Origin of the sequence: Actibacterium lipolyticum (assembly GCF_900184935.1) — a bacterium.
Taxonomy (GTDB): domain Bacteria; phylum Pseudomonadota; class Alphaproteobacteria; order Rhodobacterales; family Rhodobacteraceae; genus Actibacterium_A; species Actibacterium_A lipolyticum.
Genome location: NZ_FXYE01000002.1, coordinates 724768 through 751119 on the forward strand (window position 1 = coordinate 724768; position 26352 = coordinate 751119).

The following is a 26352-nucleotide window of genomic DNA, read 5'->3' on the forward strand; positions in this document are numbered from 1 at the left end:
GCATGCCTTTGCGGTTTCGCCAGCGGCAGATGATTGCCAAGCCCGCATTTGCCGGGTAACCGGGGGCCATGCCGCGTTATGCCCTGAAAATAGAATATGACGGCGCCCCTTTTGCCGGGTGGCAACGTCAGAACGACCTTGCCACCGCGCAAGGCGCTGTTGAGGCCGCCCTAGCCAAGCTAGAGGCGGACGTGCCCACCATTGCCGCCGCAGGGCGCACCGATGCCGGGGTGCATGCGTTGGGTCAGGTGGCCCATTGCGATATGGTCAAAGACTGGGACCCTTTCCGCCTGTCCGAGGCGCTGAATTACCACCTGAAACCAGACCCGATTTCCATCCTGACAGCCGCGCGCGTGGATGATGAATTCCACGCCCGCTTTTCGGCGTTAGAACGCCAATACCTGTTCCGGCTGATTTCCCGCCGCGCCCCGGTAACGCACGACCGTGGCAATGTCTGGCAAGTCCAGCACCCGCTGGAACTTGAACCGATGCAGGCCGCTGCCAAGCATCTGATCGGGCTGCATGACTTCACGACGTTCCGCGCGTCGATGTGTCAGGCCGCGTCACCGGTGAAATCCGTGGACGAAGTCCGGATCGAAGCCTTCGACATTCCCCATGGTCGCGAATTCCGGTTCCATGTGCGCGCCCGCAGCTTTTTGCACAATCAGGTGCGCAGCTTCGTTGGTACGCTGGAACGCGTAGGCGCGGGCGCATGGGAACCCGATGACGTGAAAACGGCGTTAGAGGCGCAAGACCGCGCCGCATGTGGCCCGGTCTGCCCGCCTCAGGGGCTTTACCTTGCTAATGTTGTCTACCCCGAAGACCCGTTTGCCTGACGCGCGTTTACATCGATGAAACCAGATGCCCCCCATCGACCGCGATGACAGACCCTGTCATGTATCCCGACCCGTCGGAACACAGCAGTTTCAGCGGCGCATCAAGGTCTGACAGTTGCCCGATACGGCGCTGCGGAATGCGTTTCATCATCGCTTCGCCCGCTGGGGTATCAAAGAAGCCTGCGTTGATTTCGGTCTGAAAATAGCCGGGGCAAATCGCGTTCACGCGGATGCCGTACCGCGCCCATTCCAGCGCCAGCGCCTTGGTCATCTGCACAACGCCCGCCTTGGACGCGCAATAGGATGACAAATGCCCTGCCACCCGCAGCCCCAAAACCGAAGCGATGTTAACAATAGATCCGCCCTGCCCGCGCGTATTCATCGCCCGTGCCGCCGCCTGCGCGACAAGAAACACACCCTTCAGGTTCGTATCGATCACCGCGTCAAAGTCTTCTTCGGTAAGATCAAGTGCCGCGCCAGCGATGCTGATACCGGCGTTGTTGACCACCGCGTCCACATTCGCCGCTGGGCCCGCGAACGCCACATCGATCGAGGCCTTATCCGTGACATCCAGCGCGACAGCAGACGCTGACCCACCGCTTTCAGCAATCTCTTTTGCTGCGGCCTCGACCTTGTCCAAGCGCCGCGCGGCCAAAATGACATGCGCACCATCCGCCGCCAGCGTGCGTGCAAAATGCAAGCCAAGCCCGCCGGATGCGCCCGTAACAAGAATAGTTTTCCCGGATAGGTTCTGGTTCATCTTGGCCGTCCTCCTCTTATTCCCTGTAGAATTCATAGAACGGCTGGTCGCGTTTTCCTAACAGATTGCTCAACCGTCAGTCGTGGTATCGGAGTCACCTTTTTGCGCGCAATTGTCAGGGCTTGGCGAAATCCCTTTCCACGAAGGCCGCGCAATGCGAAAACACCGCAAAAGAGGCAGCAAAAGCAGAATATCGGTGTGGCTTTGACAGAAGACATGCGCCCTGACCGCATCCTTGTGATCGATCTGGACGGAACACTTATCCGCTCGGACATGTTGTTCGAAACCTTCTGGTCGGCTTTTTCGGCCCGGTGGACGGCGCCGTTTGTCGTGACGAAAAGCCTGTTGAACGGCCGCGCCGCGCTAAAGCACCGGCTGAACGAACTGGCCCAAGTTGACCCCGCTTCGCTGCCCTATAACGACGAGGTCTTGGACTATATCCGCCGTTGGAAAGATGAGGGCGGACGCACGGCGCTGGTCACCGCAACCAACCAAGCGATTGCAGACCGCGTTGCAGATCACATTGGCCTGTTCGATGAAGTTCACGGATCAGACCAATCGCACAACCTGAAAGGACCGAACAAAGCCACCTTCCTTGAACAACGTTTCGGTGTGGGCGGCTTTGAATACATGGGCGATTCCACGGCGGACGTTCCGGTTTGGCAAAAGTCGGGCAAGGCGATCACGGTAAACGCGCCCGGCGCGCTGCGCACACGCGTGGACGCGATGATGAACGAGGTCGAACACATCAGCGCCGCCGCGCCCTCTGTCCGCCCCTATTTCAAGGCCCTGCGCCCGCATCAGTGGTTGAAGAACCTGTTGGTTTTCCTGCCGATGTTGATGGCGCATGATTTCACGGGTGCGATGGTCCTGCGATCATTCTTGGCGTTTCTGGCGTTCAGCCTTGTGGCCTCTTCCGTCTATGTTCTGAACGATCTGCTTGATCTGGCCGCCGACCGCGCGCATCCGCGCAAACGGTTCCGCCCCTTTGCATCCGGCAGCTTGCCAATCGCAAACGGCACATGGCTTGCGCCACTTCTGCTGTTGGGCGGGTTCGGGCTGGCCCTGTTGCTTGGCCCCAGTTTTATGTTGGTGATGGCGGTCTATTACGTCACCACCACCGCCTATTCGCTGTATTTGAAACGTCAGCTGGTCATCGACATCTGCACACTTGCCGTGCTTTACGCCCTGCGCATCATCGCTGGCGGCGCGGCGACAGGGATCGAACTTTCGGTCTGGCTGTTGGCGTTTTCGGTTTTCTTCTTCTTCTCGCTCGCTGCCGTAAAGCGTCAGGCAGAGCTGGTAGACAGTGCATCACGCGGCAAAGCCAGCGCCGATGGGCGCGGGTATCAAACTTCCGACCTGCCGCTGATTTCTACCATGGCGGCGGCGGCGGGGTACGTATCGGTTCTTGTTATGGCGCTTTACGTGAACTCATCTTCCGTCACCGCGCTTTACACCAGCCCGACCTATCTTTGGGGCATTTGCCTGGTGCTTTTGTATTGGATCAGCCGAATCGTGATGATCACCCACCGGGGCGCAATGCATGACGACCCCGTGGTCTTCGCGGTGAAAGACCGCGTTAGCCAGATCTGCCTTGTCATCATCTTTCTGATCTCTGCCACCGGAGCAATGTCGTGACCCTGCGCAGCCTTGTTCTGCGATACGCGGCCTTCGCCGTCATCGCGACCTTCGCCAATCTGGCGGCACAACGTATTGTGCTGGGCGCCGTCCCATCGACCTTTGGCTTTGTCTTGGCGGTCGCGGTGGGCACCGGGGTTGGCTTGGTGATCAAATATGTTCTGGATAAACGGTGGATTTTTGGCGACCAGTCGACGGGGCTGAAATCACACGGCCAGAAATTCGGCCTTTATACCGCGATGGGCATCATCACCACGCTGATCTTTTGGGGGATGGAAACCGGGTTTTGGCTGGTCTGGAAAACTGACACGATGAGAGAGCTGGGCGCAATCATCGGCCTTAGCATTGGCTACGTCGTGAAGTACCAGCTTGACCGACGCTTTGTCTTTACCGATGCCACGATGGGTTTGCGGGGGGCGCAATGAAACTGTCTGGATGGGGTCAATTCCCGCGCATCGACTGCCACGTCACCGCCCCGCGTACCGACGCCGAGGTTGCAGCCGCCCTGACCAAGGGCCACGCCATCGCACGTGGCAACGGGCGTGCCTATGGCGACAGCGCGGCAAGCGCGCAGAACACCGTAGATATGCGCGGCTTCAACCGGATGATCGCCTTTGACGACGCCACCGGCCAAGTGGTGGCCGAGGCCGGCGTTTTGCTGGGCGACGTCATCAACGCCTTCCTGCCGCGCGGCTGGTTCCCGCCCGTCACGCCGGGCACCAAGTTTGTGACGATCGGCGGTATGATTGCGGCAGACGTGCATGGCAAAAACCACCACAAACACGGCACATTCGGTGCTTTCGTCGATTGGATCGATGTGATGGGCGCGGACGGCACTGTTCAGCGCTGCAGCCCCACGGAAAACGCGGATCTGTTTGCTTGGACGATGGGCGGCATGGGCCTGACCGGCATTATCCTACGCGCCGCTTTCCGCCTGAGCAAAGTTGAGAGCGCCTGGATCAAGCAAACGATGATCCCCGCCGCAAACCTTGATGCCGCGATGGACGTGTTTGAGGCATCCGGCGAGGCCACATACTCGGTCGCGTGGATTGACTGCCTGTCGGCGGGCGACGCGCTTGGCCGATCACTGGTAATGCTGGGCGAACATGCGCCGCGCGACACGCTTGATCTGGAAAAGCGCCGCCGCCCGTTTGACATCGCCGCCAAATCCAAACGCAGCATCCCGTTTAATGCGCCTTCCTTTGCCCTGAACAGCCTGACGGTTCGCGCCTTCAACGCCGCCTATTTCTATAATGGGCAGCGCAAGGCGGGCGACAGTTTCGTCGATTGGGACAGCTATTTTTACCCGCTGGACGCGATCCTTGGTTGGAACCGCATCTATGGGCGCAAAGGGTTCATGCAGTTCCAATGCGCCCTGCCCCTGGACAGTTCCAAGAAGGGCCTAGAGGCGCTGTTGCGTGCCACATCTGTGGCTGGCCAAGGGTCTTTCCTTGCCGTTCTGAAACGGTTCGGGGCGCAAGACAGCCGTTTTTCCTTCCCGATGGAAGGGTACACGCTGGCGCTGGATTTCCCGGTTAATCCTGAAACGCTGGCCCTGATGAAGCAACTGGACCAGATCACGCTGGACCACGGCGGGCGGTTCTATCTGGCCAAAGACGCGCGAATGACGCCGGAAACCCTGCGTTCTGCTGACCCGCGTGTTGACGAATTCCTGAACATGCGCGCCGCTGCTGGCCGCGCTGCGACATTCTCCTCTGCACAATCCGAAAGGCTGAAACTATGAGCAACAAAGGCTCTGTCCTAATCCTTGGCGGACGTTCCGATATCGGCCTTGCGGTCGCACATCAATTTGCGGCATCGGGCCACCCGATCCTGCTGGCCGCGCGCAATTCGCAGTCCCTTGAGGCTGAGAAGAAAGACATCGAACTGCGCCACGGCGTAAACGTTTCGCTGCATGACTTCGACGCTCTTGATACGGCAAGCCACGGCGCGTTCGTTGATGGGTTGGGCGATCTGCCCGAAATCGCCGTCTGCGCGGTTGGCGTGCTGGGCGATCAGTTCGAAAACGAACAAAACACCGAAACCGCGATTGAGGTGATGCGCGCCAATTACGAAGGCCCCGCGTCGATCATGGGCGTTTTGGCGAACCGGTTCGAAGAGCGTGGCAGCGGCGCGTTGGTCGGCATCAGTTCCGTCGCCGGGGACCGTGGGCGTGCGTCGAATTACATCTACGGCTCTGCCAAGGCTGGGTTCACCGCGTTCTTGTCGGGCCTGCGTAACCGTCTGGCCAAACGCGGCGTGCATGTCGTGACGGTCAAACCCGGCTTTGTGGCGACCAAGATGGTCGAAGGGCTGGACCTGCCCGAAAAGCTGACGGCCGACCCAAAAGAATTGGGCGAAAAGATCGAAGCCGCCGTAACGCGCGGCAAGAACGTGATCTATGTGAAACCAATCTGGGCGATTGTGATGATGATCATCCGCAATATCCCCGAGATGATTTTCAAGAAAACCTCGATCTAAGGCATCGCCTGTCGCCCGCACCAAACGGGCGACAGGCTGCGATTAGCCTTTTTCCGCCTTCGCCACATGCGCCTTTACGGCCATGAAACTGTCCGGCGTGACAGAGATTGAATCGATCCCGCGTTCCACCAGCAGGCGCGCGAATTCAGGGTCGTTACTGGGGGCCTGACCGCAAAGCCCCACCTTGGCACCCGCTTTGTGCGCCCGTTCGATGACTGTTTCGATCATCCATTGCACCGCTGGGTCACGTTCACGGAACAGGTGGGTCAACAGTTCTGAGTCCCGATCAACGCCCAGCGTCAGCTGCGTCAGGTCGTTCGACCCGATAGAGAAACCATCGAACCGTTTGGCGAATTCTTCGGCCAAAATCACGTTGGATGGGATTTCGCACATGACATAGACCTGCAGCCCGTTTTCGCCGCGCACCAAGCCGTTGTCGGCCATCACCTCTAGCACCTTGTCGGCCTCTTCTGGCGAGCGGCAGAAAGGGATCATGACGATGGTGTTGGTGAACCCCATCTCTTCGCGCAGCTTCTTGATCGCCCGGCATTCCAACGCGAACCCATCGCGATAAGCGTCAGAGTAATAACGCGAGGCACCGCGGAACCCGATCATCGGGTTTTCCTCGTCCGGTTCAAACTGACGCCCGCCCAAAAGGTCGGCGTATTCGTTGGTCTTAAAATCGCTCATCCGAACGATCATCGGCTTGGGAAATTGCACCGCTGCGATGCGTGACAGGCCCATGGCCAGCTTATCGACGAAATAGTCGGGCTTGTTGTCATAGCCTTTGGTCAGCTCCTCAATCTCTGCCCTGGCTGTGTCATCGTTCAGCAGGTGGAACCGCGTCAGGGCCAGCGGGTGAACCTTGATGGCATTGCTGACAACAAATTCCATCCGCGCCAGCCCAACGCCATCCGCCGGCAAACGCCACCACCGCGCGGCGGCGGACGGGTTGGCCATGTTCAGCATGATGTTGGTGCGGGTTTCGGGAACCTCGCCCAATTCAATCTCTTCGACATCAAACTTGGCGATGCCGGAATAAACGTATCCCTCTTCGCCTTCGGCGCAGGAAACGGTGACATCCTGCTGGTCGTGCAAATGATGGGTCGCGTTGCCGGTGCCGACGATGGCGGGAAGGCCCAATTCGCGGCTAACGATGGCGGCGTGCGACGTGCGCCCCCCGTGATCGGTGATAATGGCCGCCGCGCGCTTCATGATTGGCACCCAGTCAGGGTCAGTTGTTGATGTTACAAGGATCGAGCCATCAACGAAGCGGTCAATGTCTGCCGCGCTTTCGATCAGGCAAACCGTGCCCGTGGCCACCGCCCCGCCAACACTTAGCCCTGTTAGCAGCAGGTCGCCCTTTTCGTGGATGGTATAGGCTTTCATCGCGCCGGTTTCCGCGCGGGACTGAACCGTTTCGGGGCGGGCCTGAACGATATACAGCTTGCCGTTGATCCCATCCTTGGCCCATTCCATATCCATGGGCTGTCCATAATGCTGTTCGATGATCGCGGCCTGTTTGGCCAGTTCCACAATCTCGGCATTGTCCAGAACGAAGGCACCGCGTTCCGCCCTAGAGGTTGGCACGTTCTTCGTTTGCCCACCGTCGGCCCCGGCATAGATCATCTTTTGCTCTTTCGCGCCCAAGGTCTTTTCGATGATCGGCACAAGGGTCGTGTCGCTAAGGAAGGGCTTGTACACCTCATACTCGTCCGGGTTCACGGCGCCCTGCACCACGTTTTCACCCAAACCCCACGCGGCGTTGATCAGCACAACTTTGTCAAAGCCGGACTCTGTGTCGATGGAGAACATAACCCCCGAACCGCCAATGTCAGAGCGCACCATTTGTTGCACCCCAACCGACAGCGCGACCTTTTGATGATCAAACCCTTTCAGCGTGCGATAGGTAATCGCGCGATCCGTAAACAGCGACGCATAGCAACGCTTGCACGCGTCCAGCAGCGCCTTTTCACCACAGACGTTCAGAAAAGTTTCCTGTTGCCCGGCGAAACTAGCATCCGGCAAATCCTCAGCCGTGGCAGAGGACCGCACAGCCACAGAGGCATCAGTCGTTCCCGCGCGTGCGCTTAGTTCAACATAGGCCGCGCGGATATCGGCCAACAGCGCCTCGGGCCAGTTTCCGGCAACGATCATCGCGCGGATGGTTTTGCCCGCTTCCTGAAGCGAAATCCGCCCGTCAGCCAACTGGGCCAGCACATCCCCCATCCGATCATACAGCGCGTTAAATTCGATAAAGTCGCGGAACGCATCCGCGCTGGTCGCGAACCCGGCGGGAACTGCGATGCCCTTGCCATCCAGCACGCTGACCATTTCGCCCAGCGATGCGTTCTTGCCGCCAACTTGCGGCACGTCGCCCCGCGCGAGTTTTTCAAACCAAATAACGTTCTGGCTCATGTTCTTGGTTCCTTTGGGTGTGTGCATGTTTAAAAGCTTGTCCCTTTTAAAGATCATCCAACACTTCGGTTCCTTGATCCGTGTCATGGTTCCAAACCTGTGCGGGGCGCATTTTGCGGATGAAACGACGCGCGCGCAGGACAGACACCATGCCAATGGACCACTCGCCTTTCACCGTGACCCGGCCACAAGGCCTAACCAGTGCCGAAGCCAAGACGACCCTTGAACGCGTTGGCCCCAACGCGCTGCAAAAGACACGTCATGCATCGCCGGTGCAGGTGTTCGCGCGGCAGTTCGTGGGGTTTCTGATCCTAATCCTGATCGGTGCCGCCGGCGTTGCATTGGCCTTGGGAGAGGTCATAGACGCCATCGGCATCATGCTTGTCGTCCTGATCAACGGGGTGCTTGGTTTCGTTCAGGAATGGCGCGCTGAAACGGCGTTGGCAGCGTTGCAGAATATGCTGTCCACCGCAGCGCGGGTGCTGCGCGATGGGCGCGAACAGATGATAGATACGCGTGAAATCGTCCCCGGCGACGTTGTCTTGTTAGAGGCCGGAGACCGCGTGCCAGCCGACCTGAAACTAAGCGAAGCCGTGCAGCTGAAGGTCGATGAAAGCGTTCTGACCGGTGAATCCTTTCCCGTGGATAAAGAGGCCATCGACGACAGCGTCATCTATATGGGCACGTCGGTCGTTGCGGGCCGCGCCGAAGGTGTGGTCACGGCAACCGGCCAAGCCACCGAATTTGGGCAAATCGCCGACCTGACGGGTGGCATCGGCACCAAAACAACGAACCTACAGCGTCAGCTTGGTCTGTTGGCAAAACAGATTGGCATGGCCGCGCTTATGGTTGCTCTTTTGGTTGGCCTTGTGGGCGTGATGACCGGTCAGCCCCCCGTTGCCATGTTGATGACCGCGCTGTCGCTGGCCGTGGCGATCGTACCAGAGGGGCTTCCGGCGGTGGTCACGGTTACCCTTGCCTTGGGCGCGGCGGCAATGGTGCGCCAGCATGCCTTGGCCCGCCGCCTGCAAGCGGTTGAAACACTGGGCGCGGCCACGGTCATCTGCACCGACAAAACCGGCACGCTGACCCAAGATGAAATGACAGCCGCCGAAATTTGGACCCCAGACGGAAGCTTTACCGCCACCGGTGCCGGCTATGACCCGACCGGGCACATCTCTAACAGTCAGGCGCGCGTGCGCGCCGGTGACGACCCGGCCCTTGGTGCCCTTCTGGAAACGGCGTTGATCTGTAACCACGCCCGCCTGCACCGCGAAGGCGACCAGTGGGAAATGATCGGGGAACCGACAGAGGGCGCGCTTGTCACGCTTGGCTATAAAGGCTGGGCCCCACTGCCCGCCCCCAACAGCGCCATTGCCGAACTACCCTTTAGCAGTGAACGCAAGCGGATGAGCGTTTTGGCCCAATCCGGGTCAGAATTTGTACTGCACAGCAAAGGCGCCCCCGAGCAGATATTGGAATGTTCCAACTGGATTCGTCGCAATGGTGTTCTGACCTCGCTTGACGAAACCCAAAGCGCCGAGATCCTGAACGCATACGAGGCGATGGCAAAGCGCGGGCTTCGTGTGATCGCCATGGCACGCCACACCCAAACCGATGCCACCCTGCCCGCGTCAGAGGGTGACATGGAATTTCTGGGCTTTGTCGGCCTGATTGATCCGCCGCGCGTTGAGGTGAAGGGGGCGATTGCTGCCTGCCGCTCTGCCGGGATTCGGATCATCATGATCACTGGCGACAGCCCCGTCACCGCCCGCGCCGTGGCCGAGCAGTTGGATTTGCCCGTGAGCCGCGTCCTTACCGGCCACGACATCGAAGATTTCAGCGACGAGCAGCTGACCAGCGCCTTAGCCGAAGATGTGCTGTTCGCCCGCACCAAACCCGCCCACAAAATGCGCATCGTCCAAGCATTGCAAAGCCGACAGGACATCGTGGTGATGACAGGTGACGGCGTGAACGACGCGCCCGCCCTGAAACAAGCCGACATTGGCGTCGCCATGGGCATTCGCGGAACTGATGTTGCCCGCGATGCATCCGATCTGGTGCTGTTGGATGACAACTTCACCACCATCTTCAACGCGATCCGCGAAGGGCGTCGCCAGTACGACAACATCAAGAAATTCGTGCGCTACTTGCTATCGTCGAACTCGGGCGAGGTGCTGGCGATCACGGCGAATCTTTTGATCGGGGGGCCGCTGATCTTTTTGGCAACGCAAATCCTGTGGATCAACCTTGTGACCGACGGCGTGACAGCCGTTGCACTTGGGCTGGAAAAGGCCACCCCAGACCAGATCAAACGCCCACCCCGCGCCAAATCCGAACCCATTTTGGGGCGGATGGGGCTGGCCACCATTGTTGGCTTTGGCATCTATACGGGTTTGGCCAGCCTTTGGGTGTTTTACACCGTGCTGCCACAGGGCGAAGTCACCGCGCGAACTGCCGCCTTCACCACCATGCTGCTATCTGAAAAAGCCAGCGTATTTGCCTTTCGCTCGCTTACGCAGCCCTGCACGCGCATTGGGTGGTTTTCCAATCCGATGCTTCACCTTGCGCTGGCTGCATCTGTCGGGGCGCATGTCGCTGCGGTGTATTGGGCGCCCCTGCAACTGGTCCTTCACACCGGGCCGCTTAGCTGGGCCCATTGGCAAATGATCCTCATTCTTCTGATCCCGCTGATTGTTGTGCCCGAGCTTTTCAAGATGGTACGCACCCGCTTTCAGGCCTGATTTCATTGGCTTTCTAAGGCGTTTCATCCCAGAAAATATACCCGATTAAAAAAGTCGGATTGACAAACCTAAGTATTTCACTCAGGTTTAGGCCAACTTCTAGCCACCCGCTCGAAACTGAGGGGGAAGCCCGAATCTCCAGATGAAAGGACTTCCGCCATGGTGCGTGCTCAAGACATTGGAAATGAACGCCGAAATGAACGGACGCAACACCGCCCGGACACTGTTGAACTGGCAGCAATGCTGTCCGAAGCCGGCCTTGGCCACGGTTTTGATTTTGAGTGGTTCATGAACCACTTCGATATGCGCGGAAGGGTCGAACAATGATGTACGCAATGGCACAAGAAACCCGTCAGAACACAGTTCCCACACATCCAACGTATGACGCAGAGGCCCTGACCAAAGGTGGCGGCCAAGCACAGATCGTCCTTGGCGAACAAGTCTACACCCTTCGCATCACGCGGCAGGGAAAGCTGATTTTGACGAAATGACCCATCCGAACGCAAAACGCGGCGGCGCGCCTGTTGGCCTGCTGACCGAGCTGCCAGACGTTGAGGCTGGCGCAGTGCTTTACCTGCGGCTGTGGTGCGAAGGAGCCGTATCACAGGCGCAGGTAAGCGATGATTTTGCGCTTGCCTTGGGCATGGACCACGGCCGCCGCGCCTTGGCGGCATTTGAACAGCTTTGCGATCTTTGTGTTCGTCACGGTCGCCGCCCGCTGGTGCGCCATCAGGTGACCTGCAAATGCCTTGGCGCCGATGAAAGCTGCTTTGCCAATTTCATTTCCGCAGCGGCCGATGGCCAGCGCGAGGATGCGATGCTGATCGCCACACTATTGGTGCGCGCCGATGTCGCCCCCAGCCTTACAGCGCTCGCCGAAGATGTCGGGATCGCCCTGAAACGGATGGTGCACCGGCCTGGGGCGCCTCAACCGGCTTACGAACAAAGACCGACATTACTGCACTGAAAAGGACTTCCCTTAATGAAACCGATCTACTTAGCAACGACCGCCGTGACGCTTGTCATGGCAACGGCGGCCGCAGCCGAAGAAAAGAGCGACGTCCTAGCGACATACGCGAACATCGCCCAAGCAGGTTATGCTGACAGCCTTGTAACCGCGCAGCGCCTGAAGGCAGCCGTTGATACGCTGGTATCCGCGCCTTCCGCCGAAGCCCTGCAAGCCGCTAAATCCGCTTGGCTTGCCGCGCGCGTTCCTTACCAGCAGACCGAAGTGTTCCGTTTTGGCAATGCGATCGTTGACGACTGGGAAGGCAAAGTTAACGCATGGCCGCTGGACGAAGGTCTGATCGATTACGTTGACGCCTCTTACGGTGGTGCGACGGACGAAAACGAATTTGCGGTGCTGAACGTCGTTGCGAACCCAACTTTCACCCTTTCCGGGAACGAAGTTGACGCATCCGCCATCACCCCCGCCCTGCTGGCAGAAACCCTGCACGAAGCTGACGGTGTGGAATCCAACGTTGCAACCGGTTACCACGCGATTGAATTCCTGCTGTGGGGCCAAGATCTGAACGGCCACAACAACGGCGCAGGCAACCGTTCGTGGACAGACTATGCCCAAGGCGAAGCGTGCACCGGTGGCAACTGTGACCGTCGCGGCGCGTACCTTCAGGCGGCTAGCGACCTTTTGGTTTCTGATCTGGAATGGATCACCGCTCAGTGGGCCGAAGGTGGCGCAGCACGCACCGAACTGCTGGCCGACGAAAGCGCGGGCATCGTTGCGATCCTGACCGGCATGGGCAGCCTTTCTTACGGCGAACAAGCGGGTGAACGTATGCGCCTTGGCCTGATGCTGAACGACCCGGAAGAAGAGCATGACTGCTTCTCTGACAACACGCACAACAGCCACTTTTACGACGGCCTGGGCGTGCGCAACGTTTATCTGGGCGAATACACCCGCGTTGACGGCACTGTCGTTTCCGGCCCGTCGGTTTCTGATCTGGTTGCCGCCGCAGACGGCGCACTGGACGCGGAACTGAAGGGCAAGCTGGACACGACCGTGATTGCCCTTGGCAAAATCAAGTCCGCTGCTGAAGCAGGCTTTTCCTACGACCAGATGCTAGAGCGCGGCAACGAAGCCGGTGAGGCGCTTGTCATGGGCGGCGTGAATGGTTTGATCGACCAGACACGATCTATCGAACGCGCGGTTGCGGTGCTTGGCCTTGACCAGATTGAGTTCGAAGGCTCTGACAGCTTGGACAACCCAACGGCGGTTTTCCAGTAACACCTCATACCTCAGCCAGAAACGGCGGCGCGATGATGCGCCGCCGTTTTCAGTCAGGACCACCACACGATGACCAAACTTCCCAGCCCCTGCATCAGCGTCTGCAAATACAAACGCGCCGGCCATTGCATCGCCTGTTCGATGACCAAGGACCAAAAATCCATCTTCAAACGCCTGAAGAAAGAGAAACACCAGCAAGCCTTTGTGGACATGCTGGTGCATCAACAAGAAAATATGGGCAAATTCACCGCTTGGGCCCCCGCCTATGCGCGGAAGTGCTCCAAGAAAGGCGTGAAGCCGCCCGTCACGTGATTACTTGATGTGAGACTCAAGCAGCCAAGCGAATTTTTCATGAACTTGGCCACGTGCAATACACAGATCCTGTGTCAGCAAGTCGCCATGGCTTTCTGCAATCGCTGCGGCGCCGGCCAATGTCGCGGCAACCTGACGCTGCGCTTCGACCAACAGGCGAACCATTTCTTCCGCCTTGGCGTGGCCGTCATGCTCAACCACTTTTGAACGTTCGATCATTCCGGAAAGTTTGCCTTCGGCATGACCGCCGATGGCTTTTACACGTTCTGCCAGATCATCTTGCGCAACGAAGTGATCTTCGTAAATCTGCTGGAACATTGTGTGCAGCGGGCCGAACGCCATGCCGGTCACGTTCCAATGAAAGTTTTGCGCAAGCATCGTTGTTACAACGGTTTCCGCAACACATTGATTAAGCGCGCCGGAAATCTCGGATTGCGCGGTTGGGCTAAGGTCTGCTGCTGTCTGGCTCATGAAATCACTCCGATCATCTACACGGCGAAATGGCTGGCGTCGGCTGGCTGTTTCGCTGGTCAATATAACCAGAAAAGCTGCGCTGCCAAGTAGTTTAGAATAATTCTAAACTTGAGAATTTTACTCAGAGTTGTGTCAGCCGTTCGGCCAAGCCACGGACCAAGAACGCAACAGACCGCCGCATAGATTGATCAAGGACGCTGCTGATCAGGAAAGTAAACGATGCCTGGTCGCCATCGCGCACGCAGCTCATCATGCGCAAAAGCCATGCCTCATCGAAAGAAACCTCTTTAGTTCCGGGGGCATAGAACACAGCTGGGCGGCCAAGGCCCTGCTGAAGTGTGCGCAGCATCGCCTCGGCAAAGGCGCTGGCGGCTTCGTCTTTGTTCTGGCTGAGCAACGCGCAAGCCGTGAACATATCCAGATGCGCAGCAGCCCGGCACCGCATCGCCAACAGCCGAAGCTTGTTCAACCGCTGAAGCATCTCATCGTCGAACGGCACCGGCGCGCGGGGCGTTTCAACCAGAGGTGTTTGCAGTTCAAGCAGTGGCGCCATGACGCAGGACCTTTTCTATAGAATCGCGAATTCAGACTCGCGCTCGTACTTTCCTGAGTATATTTATAAGGAATATCGAAAATTGGAAGACCCTTATGCGAATCCGCCCCTTAGCCGTTGGCCTTTTGGTCATCATGCCACAGGTCCTGCGCGCCAATGACCTGACGGACATTCATCTTTCGGTGGTGCCAAGGACCGCTCAGGAACAATCCCGAATTTCGATGGTTACGACGCCGACGTCGGATTTCTCGTCGCCCGAAAAGTTTGAGGCCATGCAAGCAGGGGCAGCCACCGTCCGCGCCCGAAAGAACGCTAATGCGTTCTCTCAACCTTCGGCCAACATCAGCTTTGAAAAAGAGCTGGACTTTAAAGTCGGCAACGGGTTGTTCAAAAAACTTTGGGTGTCGTCGCCCTCTTCCACGCTGGCGTCTGATGGGCTTGGCCCGCTGTTCAACGCGCGGTCTTGCCAGCGCTGCCACATCAAGGACGGCCGCGGCCACACGCCCGAAGGCACCGAAGATGGCGCGACATCGCTGTTCTTGCGCGTGTCGATCCCCGGCACCCCTGATGATGCCATCGCCGAGATTGACGGCTATATCGCCACGCTGCCCGAACCGACCTATGGCCAACAGCTTCAGGATTTCAGCATCGCCGGGCACGCCGCCGAATACCGGCTGGATGTGACATATGAAACGGTCACCGTTCCCCTTTCCGAGGGCGAAACCGCAACCTTGCGCCGCCCGACCTATCGCGCGGCCGATCTGGGTTATGGCCCAATGCACCCTGACGCCATGCTTAGCCCACGGATCGCACCGCAAATGATTGGGCTGGGCCTGATCGAGGCGATCCCCGCGGCTGACATTTTGGCCAGCGCTGACCCGGATGATGCCAACGGTGACGGCATTTCGGGCCGCCCCAACATCGCCATGTCCAAAGAGTTCGGCCAACCAATGCTGGGCCGTTTCGGCCTAAAGGCGGGTGCCGCGACGATCCGCGATCAATCGGCGCAGGCCTTCGCGGGCGACATCGGCATTTCATCCTCGCTTTATCCTGCTGGGTGGGGTGAATGCACGGACGCCCAAGATGCATGTCAAAACGCCCCCCACGGCGAGGCACCCGATGGGTTAGAGATTGAGGACACCGGCCTAGACCTTGTGACCTTTTACAGCCGCAACTTGGCCGTCCCCGAACGCCGAGCGATTGACGATGCGCAGGTCTTACGCGGCAAACAGGTGTTTTACGAAACAGGTTGCACCGCCTGCCACACCCCCAAATTCGTGACCCACCGGCTGACCGACAGACCCGAACAAAGCTTTCAGCTGATCTGGCCCTATTCCGACCTGCTGCTGCATGACATGGGTGAAGGGCTGGCCGACAACCGCCCGGAACATCGCGCCACCGGGCAAGAATGGCGCACCCCGCCGCTTTGGGGGATCGGGATGACCGAAACCGTCAGCGGACACACGCAATTCCTGCATGATGGCCGCGCGCGTTCCTTGCTGGAGGCAATCCTGTGGCACGGTGGCGAAGCGCAACCCGCGCGTGACACGGTTACCCAAATGCCCAAAGATGATCGCGCCGCCCTTATCAAATTTCTGGAGAGCCTGTGATGCGTTTCCTATTCCCCGCAGTCATTGCCCTGCTTCCGACCGCGACACTGGCCGCCGACTTTCGCGCAACAATCACCGATGCGGTTAACGAGCATGTGCTGACGCGCATCGATGCACTGGCCGAAACCACAGCCACGCTTGCATCGACCGCCCAGCAGGATTGCGCGCCCACCTCTGCCCCGTTGCGTGCGGCTTATGGCACCGCGTTTGACGCTTGGATCGCTGCCAGCCACCTGCGCTTTGGCCCTTCTGAAGCGGAAAACCGCGCCTACGCGCTGTCGTTTTGGCCCGACACCCGCAGCGCGACGCCCAAAACGCTGGCCGGGTTGATCGCCAGCGAAGACGCCGCCGTGGATGACCCTGCCGAATTCGCCGAAGTCTCTATCGCGGGGCGCGGGTTTTACGCGTTGGAATTCGCGCTGTATGACCCGGCGATCTCAGCCGCCGACCCCGTATACCTGTGCAAGTTGATCACGGCGTTGACGCGCGACATCGCCGACACCTCTGCGGCAATTCAGGCGGACTGGCACGGCGGGTATGCCGCCCTACTCCTCCAGCCTGGCGTTGACGGGAACGATACCTACCGCAGTGAAAGTGAAGCGTTGCAAGAACTGTACAAGGCGCTGAACACCGGCTTGCAGGTGACCGCAGACACACGCCTTGGCATGCCCCTTGGCACTTTCGATCGCCCCCGCCCTAAACGGGCCGAGGCCCGCCGATCTGCCCGGTCTAAGCGGCATGTAGAGGTATCGCTTGTCACCCTGCGCGACTTGGCCTTGCGTTTGGCCAGCGGCGATGAAACCGCAACCACCGAACTGACCGCAGCGTTTGACCGCGCCTTTGATCAGCTAGAAACGATCGACGACCCCACCTTCGCGGGGGTCGCTGACCCCATGCAGCGTTTCCAGATCGAAGCGTTGCAACAATCCATCCACCAAATCACAAACGCAGTCGCCGCGCAGCTTAGTCCGCTGCTGGGCGTTGGCGAAGGGTTCAACGCATTGGACGGTGATTGAATGACCACGCGGCGCCATTTCCTTGCCGGTATGCTTGCCACCGGCCTTGCGCCCGCGCCCAGCTGGGCCGATGCGGGCAGCCCGATGCACTTGGCCGCTGCCAAAATGCCATCGGGTGACTACCGCCTTTTCGGCCTTTCGCAGACGGGGGCGGCGGTATTTTCCCTTCCGCTGCCGGATCGTGGGCATGCCGCCGCCGCACATCCCCACCGCCCCGAAGCCGTAGCCTTTGCCCGCCGCCCCGGTACGTTCGCCATCGTGATTGACTGCCGCTCTGGCACCGAAATCGCCACGCTTAGCACGCCGCAGGGCCGCCACTTTTATGGCCATGGAGCGTTTTCAGCCGACGGTCGGCTGCTGTTCACCACAGAAAACGACTTTGACGCGGGCGAAGGGCGGATTGGCGTTTGGGATCGGACCGCCGGGTACACCCGCGTGGGCGAATTCGCCTCGGGCGGGGTTGGTCCGCATGAAATCACGCGCCTTCCGGGGACTGACACATTGGTCATCGCCAATGGCGGCATTGAAACCCACCCCGATGCCGGGCGGGCAAAGCTGAACATTCCAACCATGCGCCCCAACCTGACCTATACTGACCTAAACGGCCATGTGCTGGACCAACTGGAACTGCCCGAAAACCTGCACAAGAATTCCATCCGCCATCTTGCCGTGCGCGACGATGGGCTGACGGCGTTTGCGATGCAGTGGCAAGGCGGCGCAGGCGACCCACCGCTGCTTGGCTTGCACCGCATGAGCCAAGCGCCTGTATTGCTGCAAGCTGACAAGGGCTCGCACCAGCGGATGCAGGGCTATGCCGGAAGCGTAGCCTTTTCGTCAGAGGCGGACCGCGTCGCCATCACCTCGCCCCGTGGTGGGCTGATACAGGTGTTCGACTGCGCCACGAACACCCATGTGGCCACAATTGCCGAAGAGGACGTCTGCGGTGTCAGCGCGGGGCCGACCGGGTTCACCACCACAGCGGGGAACGGCACCATTAGCCACCTGTCGGGCGTATCGCCCACAGCCACCACGCGCCATGACGCGCAGTGGGACAATCACCTTGTGCGGATCACAGGCTAACAGATCGTTTCACCGCCATCGGCCACGATGGTCTGCCCTGTCACATACGCCGCCGCGTCCGAGGCAAGGAACATCGCCACGCCGGCAATATCGCGCGGCTCTCCTATGCGGCGCAGGGGCGTTGCGTTTTCAGCGCGTTCCAACCGCACGGGGTCTTCCCACAGGGCACGCGCAAAATCGGTTTTCACAAGCCCCGGTGCCAGCGCGTTGACGCGAATGTTTTTCGGCCCCCACTCCACCGCCAGATTGCGTGCTAGTGCGGCCTCGGCGGCCTTTGACATGCCATAAGCGCCGATCACCGCATTGCCGCGCAGCCCAGCGATGGATGACAAGATAACCACCGTGCCACCACCATTTTCGGCCATCCCCGGCAGCACCAGATTGCACAGGTTGAAGGTGGAACGCACGTTCGTCCCCATGATCTTGTCAAATGCCTCGTCCGTCAGATCGGACATCGGGCCATAGGTCGGATTAATCGCCGCGTTGCAGATCAGAATATCGATGCGCCCGAACACCTTTAGCGTTTCATCCACCAACGCCTGAAGCTGCTCTTTCTTGCCGATATGGCAGGGGACGTTAATCGCCGTCCCGCCAGATTTGGCGATGGTATCGACAACCGGCGCGCAGGCTTCCTCGGTTCGGCTGCTGACCACGACCTTCGCGCCAGCGGCGGCAAAGTCTTCGGCGATCGCGCGACCAATGCCGCGGCTGGACCCCGTGACGATGGCCACTTTGTCTTTCAGATTGAACATGAAGGCGCCTCCTCCGGCCCGATGATTATCCGCCACACGGGTCTGCAATGGCATTCGCAACCTGTCAATATTGTAAAATGATATTTCGCACAGCAAAACCGAATGACCAGCAAAGCGCAACTTCCAAGATTGCAAAGCTTGGCCGAACGCGAAACACGACCAACGGCATTCGCTTTCTAGACCTTAACAGGCAACTGCTGTTTGCCTCGTGTCGCCAATTCTTCCCAGTTACAGGCCGAAAAGCGCTGCGGCTCGTGACATATGGGTGGCGAAACACCCCGTCAGGTTTCACAATGCAGAATTACGTTTCACATGTTGACCGCCACTTTCCTGTTAGCTACCGTCGCCGCGAAACAGGGGGACGAAAGGTTCCGCGCAAGAACCCGAGGGAGAGACGACAATGCCAAGCACCACCCGCGTAAACAGCGTCATCGAAATTGAGCGCGCGGGCGATGTAGCCCTTATTCGCATCGACAACCCGCCCGTGAACGCCGCCGGGCGTGATGTGCGCCAAGGGATAGAGGATGCCATCAACGCGCTGGCCGGGGACGACAGCATCAAGGCCATCGGGCTTTATGGCGCAGGCCGCACCTTTGTTGCGGGCGCGGATATTCGCGAATTCGGCAAACCTCCGTTGGCGCCCTCGCTTCCGGATGTGTGCAACACGATTGAACGCTGCGGGAAACCCGTTGTTGCGGTTCTGCATGGCACCGCATTGGGCGGCGGGTTGGAACTGGCAATGGCCAGCCATGCGCGGATCGGGCTAACCGGGTTGCGCGTCGGCCTGCCCGAGGTTCTGTTGGGCATCCTTCCCGGCGCGGGCGGCACGCAGCGCGCGCCACGTCTGGTCGGTATACCGTTCGCGTTGGATATGATCACCACCGGCCGTCACCTACCCGCCGCCGAGGCGCTTGAACACGGCCTGATTGACCAGTTGAAAGACGGTGACCCGCGTGATGTTGCGCTGGCGTCTGCGAAGGCCGTGGTTGCAGGTAATCTGAAAACCCGCCGGACGGATGAGATTGCCGTTGAACCCAACGACGCCGCGCTTGAGGCCGCGAAGGCCAAGATCGCCAAGAAAACCCCGCACCTCTTTTCCCCGGTGAAATGTGTGGAGGCCGTCGCCGCCAGCGTCACCCCCATCGACGAAGGCTTGGCGACAGAACGTCACCTTTACATCCAATGCCACGACAGCCCCCAACGCGCCGGGCTGATCCATGCGTTCTTCGCCGAACGCGCGGTCGCCAAAGTGCCCGAAGCCAAGGCCACCCCGCGCCCCGTGCAAAAGATCGGCGTGATCGGCGGCGGCACGATGGGGTCGGGCATCACGACCTCTGCCCTGCTGGCCGGGTTCGACGTTACGATGATTGAGGTCGCGGCAGAGGCGCTTGAACGCGGCACCGGCACTGTTCGCAAGAACCTAGAAGGCGCGGTAAAGCGCGGCAAGCTTGCCGAAGCGAAACATGCGGAAACCGTTGCGCGCCTCGGCGCCTCTACGGATATGACGGATTTGGCCGATGCCGATCTGGTGATCGAAGCCGTGTTTGAAAACATGGAGGTGAAGAAAGAAATCTTCACCAAGCTGGATGGTATCGTGAAGGATGGGACGATCCTCGCCTCCAACACCTCTTACCTGAACATCAACGAAATCGCGGCCTGCACCAAGCGCCCGCAAGATGTGCTGGGGCTGCACTTCTTTTCGCCCGCGCATGTGATGCGTCTGTTGGAAATCGTTGTCGCCGACAAAACCGCGCCCGAAGTTGTGGCAACCGGCTTTGCCCTTGCCAAACGCATGAAAAAGGTCGGTGTGCGGGCGGGTGTTTGCGATGGGTTCATCGGCAACCGCATCCTGTCCCATTACCTGCGTGTGACGAACTATATGGTGATGGACGGCGCGACGCCGGAACAGATCGACGATGCGCTGGAAGGGTTCGGATTTGCCATGGGCCCGTTCCGCGTCAGTGACCTTGCCGGGTTGGACATTGGCTGGGCCGAACGTAAACGGCTTGCCCCCCTGCGCCCCGCCGCTGAACGGGTGATCGAAATTGGCGACCGCATTTGCGAAAACGGCTGGTTCGGGCGCAAGACCGGGCGCGGTTATTACGTCTATGACGAAGGCGATGCACACCCAAACCCCGAGGTCGCGAATATCATCGCCTCGGAACGCGCCAAGGCGGGCGTCACCCCGCGCGATTTCACCGATCAGGAAATCGTGGACCGTTACATGACCGCGATGATTTCCGAAGCCGCGCGCGTCGTCGATGACGGCATCGCGCTGCGCCCCGTGGATGTGGATGCTGTCTTCCTGTTTGGCTATGGCTTCCCCCGTTTTCGCGGTGGCCCGCTTGCCTATGCCGACACAATCGGCGCGGCAGAGCTGATCAAGCGCATCGAAGCCTATGCCAAGGAAGACAGCCATTACTGGCAGGTGCCCGACCTTCTGCGCCGCATGGCCGCCGATGGCAGCACCTTTGCCCAGCTGAACGAAGGGAAATAACATGGACCTAAGCTTTTCCGATAAGGAAATCGCCTTTCGTGACGAAGTGCGCGCGTTCCTTCAAACCGAACTTCCCGCTCACATTTCAGACGCGGTGCGCAAGGGCGGCGAGTCCTCTAAAGAATTGATCGAGGAATGGCACGCCATTCTGTCCAAAAAAGGCTGGCTTGCGACCACATGGCCCAAGGAATTCGGCGGGCCCGGCTGGACCCCGGTACAGCGCCACATTTTCGAAGAGGAATGCTGCCGCGCCTATGCCCCGCGCATCGTGCCCTTTGGCGTGAATATGCTTGGCCCCGTCATTCAGGCATTCGGCAACGACCAGCAAAAGGCAGAGGTTCTGCCGCGCATCCTGTCGGGCGAAGATTGGTGGTGTCAGGGATATTCCGAACCCGGTGCCGGGTCTGACCTTGCCAGCCTGAAAACCCGCGCGGTGCGGGATGGCGATGATTACATCATCAACGGCCAAAAGACTTGGACGACCCTTGGCCAGCACGCCAACAAGATTTTCTGCCTTGTCCGCACCAAGGCCGACGGCAAACCGCAAGAAGGCATCAGCTTTATCCTTGTGGATCTGGAAACACCCGGCATCGAAATGCGCCCGATCAAGCTGATCGAAGGCGGGCATGAGGTGAACGAGGTGTTCTTTACCGACGTGCGCGTCCCTGCCGAAAACCTGGTGGGTGAAGAAAACCAAGGCTGGACCATCGCCAAATACCTGCTGACCCACGAACGCACCAACATCGCCAATGTCGGCTTTTCGATGCAGGCCCTGGAGGAGGTAAAGGCGCTGGCCCGAAAGGTGATCCGCAACGGCAGGCCGCTGATCGAAAACCCCCACTTCGCCGCCCGCATCGCCGAGGTAGAGGTTGATCTGGAAGCGATGAAAATCACCAACCTTCGGATGCTGTATCAGGCGCAAAAACAGGGTGCGCCGGGGCCAGAAACCTCGATGCTGAAAATCAAGGGCACGGTGATCCGGCAGGCGCTGAACGATCTGGCGCGCCGCGCGCTTGGCCCCGCTGCCGCGCCCTTCCCCAGCGAAATGCTGGAAGGGAATATGGCCCTTGCCCCCGCCAATCACGCGAACGAGGCGGCAAGCTATTTCAACAACCGCAAACTCTCCATCTTCGGTGGCTCGAACGAGATTCAGCGGAACATCATGACCAAAGCGGTGCTGGAGCTGTAAATGGATTTTTCCCTGACCGAAGACCGGCAAATGCTGTCCGATACCCTGAACCGCTATCTGGCAGAGCAATACCCGGCAGAGCATCGCATCAAGGTCGCCTATGACGCGCCGTTCCACGATGCCACGAAATGGGCGGAACTGGCCGAACTTGGCGTGCTGGGCGCGCTGGCCCCTGAAAACGTGGGCGGCTTTGGCGGCGCGGGTTTCGACATCACCGTAGTGTTCGAAGCCTTGGGCCGTGCCATGTGCCCCGAACCGATGCTGGGCACCCTGATGGCCAGCCGCCTACTGGCCGCCGCGGGCGAGGATCAAGAGGCCCTGCTTGACGGCTCTGCCCGCTATGCCGTGGCGATTGGTGAAATCGAAGCCCCGTATGAGCTGGACCATATCGCCACCACCGCAACCGGCGAAACGCTAAGCGGGCGTAAAAGCTGTGTCTACGGCGGCAACGTGGCCGATGTGCTGCTGGTCGCCGCGCGCAATGGCGATGACCTGTCGCTATACGCGGTTCAGGCCGCTGATGCCCAGATCACCGGCTATGGCCTGATCGACGGCGGCGGCGCGGCCGAGGTGATGCTGGATGCCACCCCTGCCCGCCTGATCCTGCAAGACGCCAAGGCGGCACTGGAGGATGCGCTGGACGCCGGCGCGCTTGCCCTCTGTGCCGAGGCTGTGGGCCTGATGGACGTGACCAACGCCATGCTGCTGGACTATCTGCGCCAGCGAAAACAGTTCGGGCGCAACATCGGCTCGTTTCAGGCGCTGCAACACCGCTGCGCCGATCTGGCGATCGAGATTGAACAGGCCCGATCCATCACCATCTTCGCGGCCAGCCGTCTGGAACAACCCGACCGCGCCCGCGCGGTGTCCATGGCCAAAAACCTGATCGGTCGCGCCGCGAAACTGGTGGCCGAGGAAAGCACCCAAATGCACGGCGGCATCGGCATGACATGGGAATACCCTGGATCACACTACACCAAACGGCTGGTCATGCTGGACCATCAACTGGGTGACACCGATTTCCATCTGGAACGGGTGATGCGTCTGGGGGCGGCCTAAGGGGAAAAGGAAGCGGGCCGAGTTTGTTGGTCCGCTTCGAGCCCTTGTTGAGCAATGCTGCAAGCTGTTCGAAGGTCTGCTCTGGGATAGGCCCGCTGTTCTTGAGGTGCGAAATGAAGCGGATTAGTTTCCAGCTTGCGAGCACGCTTTGGCGACGATAACTCGACTCCAAGCTGCATGGATCCAGGAGTTTTCTATGTTTAAGTTTGCTATTGTTCTTTCGTCTTTGTTACTCGCTGAATCGGCATTTGCGCAGGATTGCATCCAGATCGGGAGCGAGTGCGTCAGCCGCAATACAACAGAACTACGAGTTTCGCTGGGTGATGAAATCACAGACCTTACTCAGGTGAGTGGATTATCTGCGCTGACCTCTCTTGTAATCTCGGCGGACCTTCAGTTCAATGAACCCGTGAGCATTGCGCCCTTGGCGACCCTTTCTGCCCTGGAACGGCTCAGCCTTAATGATCTACACGTTCCGGATCTGACGCCTCTTCTTGAATTGCAGAACCTTGACAGACTGACACTTTGGGGCATTGAAGAAACTTCGCTTGATCCAGTCGCGGACCTAACGGCTCTAAGGGTGCTTAATTTGCGGGGCAATGACTGGCTTCAAGACGCACCTGTCGCGCGGCTGGTCAATCTTGAAGCATTGGTTCTAGCAAATACCGGTGTGGAAGATATCCATACCTTGCAAAACCTGCGCGAGCTTCGAAATCTGCAGCTCTTTTACACTCCGTTAACTGATCTCACTCCGCTAAGGGGATTGGATAAAATTGAGTTCCTCGACATCTCTTTCACAGCTGTTTCCGGCCTCGATGGCCTGCAGAGTATGACCAACCTGCATACCCTCTACATGAAGGGGGCTCAGGTCAGGTCTTTGAACGGGCTCGAAGGTGCGAATGCATTGGAAAATCTCTTTGCCGCGGACAACCCTATCACTGACATATCAGCACTTTCAGAAAAGCCTGCGCTGGTTGAGGTCGAACTACAGAATACAGATGTCCAAGACATATCGGCGTTTTCGGGCGCGACAGGGCTGCGCCAACTTACCATAAACGAAACTCAGATCACTGATGTCTCCGCACTTTCAGGCCTCGTAAATCTGAGGGAGCTTCGTTTTAAGGACACAGCGGTCACGGATATCTCGCCGCTCTCAGACCTAGTGAACTTACGGGGCCTTTCGCTGCCCCAGCAGCCACTGGACTTATCGATTTTGCCTCGGTTCAATGAGGTCCGGATTTTGCGTGCGCCTGACCTGCCCGAAGTCGACTTGTCGCCTCTGCTCAACATGAGAAGCCTTCTCCAGCTCCTGCCAGGAGATGGACGTGAAATCATCATAGGGCAGGATGATATTCGTGCGTTTGTTATTGCCAGAGACTGAGCGGGTAGCAATTCTATACCGCACTCCAAAAGCAGCCATTTGGCAGTCCTAAGCGAAAGTCGGCTTCGTCCCGCAAAGCGGACTAGCCCCGATACCGAAACACGCCTGTCCCCGTCGCGATTATCTCGCCGGTTTCGTCGGTGATTGTAGCCTCGCTGAAAAAGGTACGTTTGCCGCCGCCGGTGCGGCGCCCCTCGGCGATCAGCTTCGTGCCCTTGGGTTGCGACAGGAACTGCACGTTCATTGACAGGGTCATGCCCAGCTTTTTGTTATCAGCATCACCCGTGTAACACCCTGAATACCCCATCGCCGTATCCAGAAGGGACGCGTAAACACCGCCGTGCGGGATTTCGTATCGGTTCATCAAGAACGGTGCCAGCGGCAGTTCGAAGCGTACGAAATCCGGGCCCCAATCCACCATCTCGGCCCCGACGTGGCGCATAAAGGGGTTGGGCTCTTCCAGCAACGGGGCCGCGGTGTCTGTCATTTTTCGGCCCCGGTTGAACGGCTAAGCGCCCGAGCAGCCTCTTTCAGGCGCTCGGCGAATTCGCCCTGAAGCACCTCGGGCGAGACCAGAAACGACGGGCCGCCGATGTTCATCCCGTAAACGCGGTCGCCGTTCAGCGAAACGACGGGCACGGCGATCCCGTTCACCTCGGGCATCCAATCGCCGAACGCGGTGCAATAACCAAGGCGGTCGTATTCTTCCAACGCCTTCTCAACGCTGGCACGCGAGGCGCCCGCTTCGGCGGGGCGGTCTTGGGCGGTTTGATACAGCAGGTGCTCCCGTTCTTGTTCGGACATCGACACAAGGATCGCCCGCCCGACCGCAGAACGGAACAAAGGCAGACGCAGCCCCACATTGACCGTCAAGGAAACAGCAGCCTGCGCGCGGTGCACTGCGGTGTAGATCACCCCCATCCGGTGACGTTCGCCCAAAGCAGCCGTGACGTGAATGTTCGACCCGCTTTCGCACAGCCGTTTCATTTCAGCATGCGCGCGGTCGGCGATTTCCATACCGGCCAGCACGCCATAGCCCAGCGCCAACACGCCAGAACCAAGGCGGTATGTCCCCGTGCGTTCGGAGTAGACCAGATAGTCAAGCTTGCACAACGTATGGGCCAGCCGCGATACCGTTGGCTTTGGCAGCCCGGTGCGCGCCGAAATTTCCTGATTGGTCAGGGTGGTTTCAAAGGGCCGAAAACAGCGCAGAACATCCAGCCCACGCGCCAGCGCACTTACGAACTTGCGGTCGCCACTGACGCCGCTATCCCCCAATAGGTTCTCTTCATCCATCATGTGGC

At 59.2% G+C, this 26352-nt stretch carries 25 protein-coding genes; 18 read left to right on the forward strand and 7 right to left on the reverse strand.

Features of this window, described 5'->3' with window-relative positions; translation table 11 throughout:
- The first annotated feature begins 68 nt into the window (after positions 1-68).
- Positions 69-836 (forward strand): tRNA pseudouridine(38-40) synthase TruA, encoded by a 768-nt coding sequence (gene truA, locus COL8621_RS12240; RefSeq protein ID WP_093967630.1) that lies wholly within the window; start codon positions 69-71, stop codon positions 834-836.
- A gap of 7 nt (positions 837-843) precedes the next feature.
- On the opposite strand, the gene COL8621_RS12245 is transcribed toward truA, so the two are convergent.
- The gene (locus COL8621_RS12245; protein WP_093967631.1) at positions 844-1596 is read right to left on the reverse strand and encodes an SDR family NAD(P)-dependent oxidoreductase; all 753 of its coding nucleotides are present in this window, start codon (positions 1594-1596) and stop codon (positions 844-846) included.
- A gap of 198 nt (positions 1597-1794) precedes the next feature.
- On the opposite strand from COL8621_RS12245, the gene COL8621_RS12250 reads away from it, so the two are divergent.
- Genes COL8621_RS12250 through COL8621_RS12265 form a run of 4 tightly spaced genes read left to right on the forward strand, consistent with a single transcriptional unit; the run spans position 1795 to position 5718 of the window.
- On the forward strand, positions 1795-3237 hold the full coding sequence (locus COL8621_RS12250; RefSeq protein ID WP_306345723.1) for a UbiA family prenyltransferase: 1443 nt from the start codon (positions 1795-1797) through the stop codon (positions 3235-3237).
- On the forward strand, positions 3234-3662 hold the full coding sequence (locus tag COL8621_RS12255; protein ID WP_093967633.1) for a GtrA family protein: 429 nt from the start codon (positions 3234-3236) through the stop codon (positions 3660-3662). Before COL8621_RS12250 ends, COL8621_RS12255 begins: the two co-directional genes overlap by 4 nt.
- Positions 3659-4981, forward strand: coding sequence for an FAD-binding oxidoreductase (locus COL8621_RS12260; RefSeq protein WP_093967634.1), 1323 nt, complete (start codon positions 3659-3661; stop codon positions 4979-4981). The genes COL8621_RS12255 and COL8621_RS12260 overlap by 4 nt, the downstream gene beginning before the upstream one ends.
- On the forward strand, positions 4978-5718 hold the full coding sequence (locus COL8621_RS12265; RefSeq protein ID WP_093967635.1) for an SDR family oxidoreductase: 741 nt from the start codon (positions 4978-4980) through the stop codon (positions 5716-5718). Before COL8621_RS12260 ends, COL8621_RS12265 begins: the two co-directional genes overlap by 4 nt.
- A gap of 42 nt (positions 5719-5760) precedes the next feature.
- On the opposite strand, the gene ppsA is transcribed toward COL8621_RS12265, so the two are convergent.
- Entirely contained in the window at positions 5761-8136 is a 2376-nt protein-coding gene (gene ppsA / locus COL8621_RS12270) for a phosphoenolpyruvate synthase (protein ID WP_093967636.1), read from the reverse strand.
- 149 nt (positions 8137-8285) lie between these two features.
- On the opposite strand from ppsA, the gene COL8621_RS12275 reads away from it, so the two are divergent.
- From COL8621_RS12275 to COL8621_RS12295, 6 genes are all read left to right on the forward strand, one after another.
- On the forward strand, positions 8286-10880 hold the full coding sequence (locus tag COL8621_RS12275; protein WP_093967637.1) for a cation-translocating P-type ATPase: 2595 nt from the start codon (positions 8286-8288) through the stop codon (positions 10878-10880).
- Between the two features lie 159 nt (positions 10881-11039).
- The gene (locus COL8621_RS19175) at positions 11040-11207 is read left to right on the forward strand and encodes a hypothetical protein (RefSeq protein WP_176438492.1); all 168 of its coding nucleotides are present in this window, start codon (positions 11040-11042) and stop codon (positions 11205-11207) included.
- Positions 11208-11215: 8 nt separating this feature from the next.
- Complete coding sequence (gene hemP, locus COL8621_RS12280; protein ID WP_235823924.1) at positions 11216-11371, forward strand: hemin uptake protein HemP; 156 nt, start codon at positions 11216-11218, stop codon at positions 11369-11371.
- The gene (locus COL8621_RS12285) at positions 11368-11847 is read left to right on the forward strand and encodes a hypothetical protein (protein WP_093967639.1); all 480 of its coding nucleotides are present in this window, start codon (positions 11368-11370) and stop codon (positions 11845-11847) included. Before hemP ends, COL8621_RS12285 begins: the two co-directional genes overlap by 4 nt.
- Positions 11848-11862: 15 nt before the next feature.
- Positions 11863-13125, forward strand: coding sequence for an imelysin family protein (locus COL8621_RS12290; RefSeq protein ID WP_093967640.1), 1263 nt, complete (start codon positions 11863-11865; stop codon positions 13123-13125).
- A 69-nt stretch (positions 13126-13194) separates the two neighbouring features.
- Positions 13195-13437 (forward strand): DUF1289 domain-containing protein, encoded by a 243-nt coding sequence (locus COL8621_RS12295; protein WP_093967641.1) that lies wholly within the window; start codon positions 13195-13197, stop codon positions 13435-13437.
- On the opposite strand, the gene COL8621_RS12300 is transcribed toward COL8621_RS12295, so the two are convergent.
- Entirely contained in the window at positions 13438-13908 is a 471-nt protein-coding gene (locus tag COL8621_RS12300; protein WP_093967642.1) for a Dps family protein, read from the reverse strand. It abuts the gene before it with no gap.
- 124 nt (positions 13909-14032) lie between these two features.
- Positions 14033-14464: a hypothetical protein gene (locus COL8621_RS12305; protein WP_093967643.1), complete on the reverse strand. Its 432-nt coding sequence runs from the start codon at positions 14462-14464 to the stop codon at positions 14033-14035.
- Between the two features lie 134 nt (positions 14465-14598).
- Between COL8621_RS12305 and COL8621_RS12310 the strand changes: the two genes are divergently transcribed.
- The 3 genes from COL8621_RS12310 to COL8621_RS12320 are packed head-to-tail and all read left to right on the forward strand — an operon-like array spanning position 14599 to position 18170.
- Positions 14599-16074 (forward strand): di-heme oxidoreductase family protein, encoded by a 1476-nt coding sequence (locus COL8621_RS12310; RefSeq protein ID WP_207652092.1) that lies wholly within the window; start codon positions 14599-14601, stop codon positions 16072-16074.
- On the forward strand, positions 16074-17090 hold the full coding sequence (locus COL8621_RS12315; protein WP_093967645.1) for an imelysin family protein: 1017 nt from the start codon (positions 16074-16076) through the stop codon (positions 17088-17090). The genes COL8621_RS12310 and COL8621_RS12315 overlap by 1 nt, the downstream gene beginning before the upstream one ends.
- On the forward strand, positions 17091-18170 hold the full coding sequence (locus tag COL8621_RS12320) for a DUF1513 domain-containing protein (protein ID WP_093967646.1): 1080 nt from the start codon (positions 17091-17093) through the stop codon (positions 18168-18170).
- Here the strand turns inward: COL8621_RS12320 and COL8621_RS12325 are convergent.
- Entirely contained in the window at positions 18167-18922 is a 756-nt protein-coding gene (locus tag COL8621_RS12325) for an SDR family NAD(P)-dependent oxidoreductase (protein ID WP_093968556.1), read from the reverse strand. The genes COL8621_RS12320 and COL8621_RS12325 overlap by 4 nt on opposite strands.
- Positions 18923-19322: 400 nt before the next feature.
- Between COL8621_RS12325 and COL8621_RS12330 the strand changes: the two genes are divergently transcribed.
- The 4 genes from COL8621_RS12330 (at position 19323) to COL8621_RS12345 (ending at position 25048) form a co-directional block, all read left to right on the forward strand.
- Positions 19323-21419 carry a 3-hydroxyacyl-CoA dehydrogenase NAD-binding domain-containing protein gene (locus tag COL8621_RS12330; RefSeq protein WP_093967647.1) on the forward strand — a complete coding sequence of 699 codons (2097 nt, stop codon included), beginning with the start codon at positions 19323-19325 and terminating at the stop codon, positions 21417-21419.
- Between the two features lies 1 nt (position 21420).
- The gene (locus COL8621_RS12335; RefSeq protein ID WP_093967648.1) at positions 21421-22608 is read left to right on the forward strand and encodes an acyl-CoA dehydrogenase family protein; all 1188 of its coding nucleotides are present in this window, start codon (positions 21421-21423) and stop codon (positions 22606-22608) included.
- Positions 22609-23667 carry an acyl-CoA dehydrogenase family protein gene (locus COL8621_RS12340; RefSeq protein WP_093967649.1) on the forward strand — a complete coding sequence of 353 codons (1059 nt, stop codon included), beginning with the start codon at positions 22609-22611 and terminating at the stop codon, positions 23665-23667.
- Positions 23668-23863: 196 nt separating this feature from the next.
- A complete protein-coding gene (locus tag COL8621_RS12345) occupies positions 23864-25048 on the forward strand; it encodes a leucine-rich repeat domain-containing protein (protein ID WP_093967650.1) in 1185 nt (394 codons plus the stop codon).
- Positions 25049-25130: 82 nt separating this feature from the next.
- Here COL8621_RS12345 and COL8621_RS12350 read toward each other — a convergent pair whose 3' ends face one another.
- Both COL8621_RS12350 and COL8621_RS12355 read right to left on the reverse strand, forming a co-directional pair.
- Positions 25131-25535, reverse strand: a complete 405-nt coding sequence (locus COL8621_RS12350) for a PaaI family thioesterase (protein ID WP_093967651.1) — start codon at positions 25533-25535, stop codon at positions 25131-25133.
- Positions 25532-26347, reverse strand: coding sequence for an IclR family transcriptional regulator (locus COL8621_RS12355; protein WP_306345724.1), 816 nt, complete (start codon positions 26345-26347; stop codon positions 25532-25534). Before COL8621_RS12355 ends, COL8621_RS12350 begins: the two co-directional genes overlap by 4 nt.
- Positions 26348-26352 lie beyond the last annotated feature (5 nt).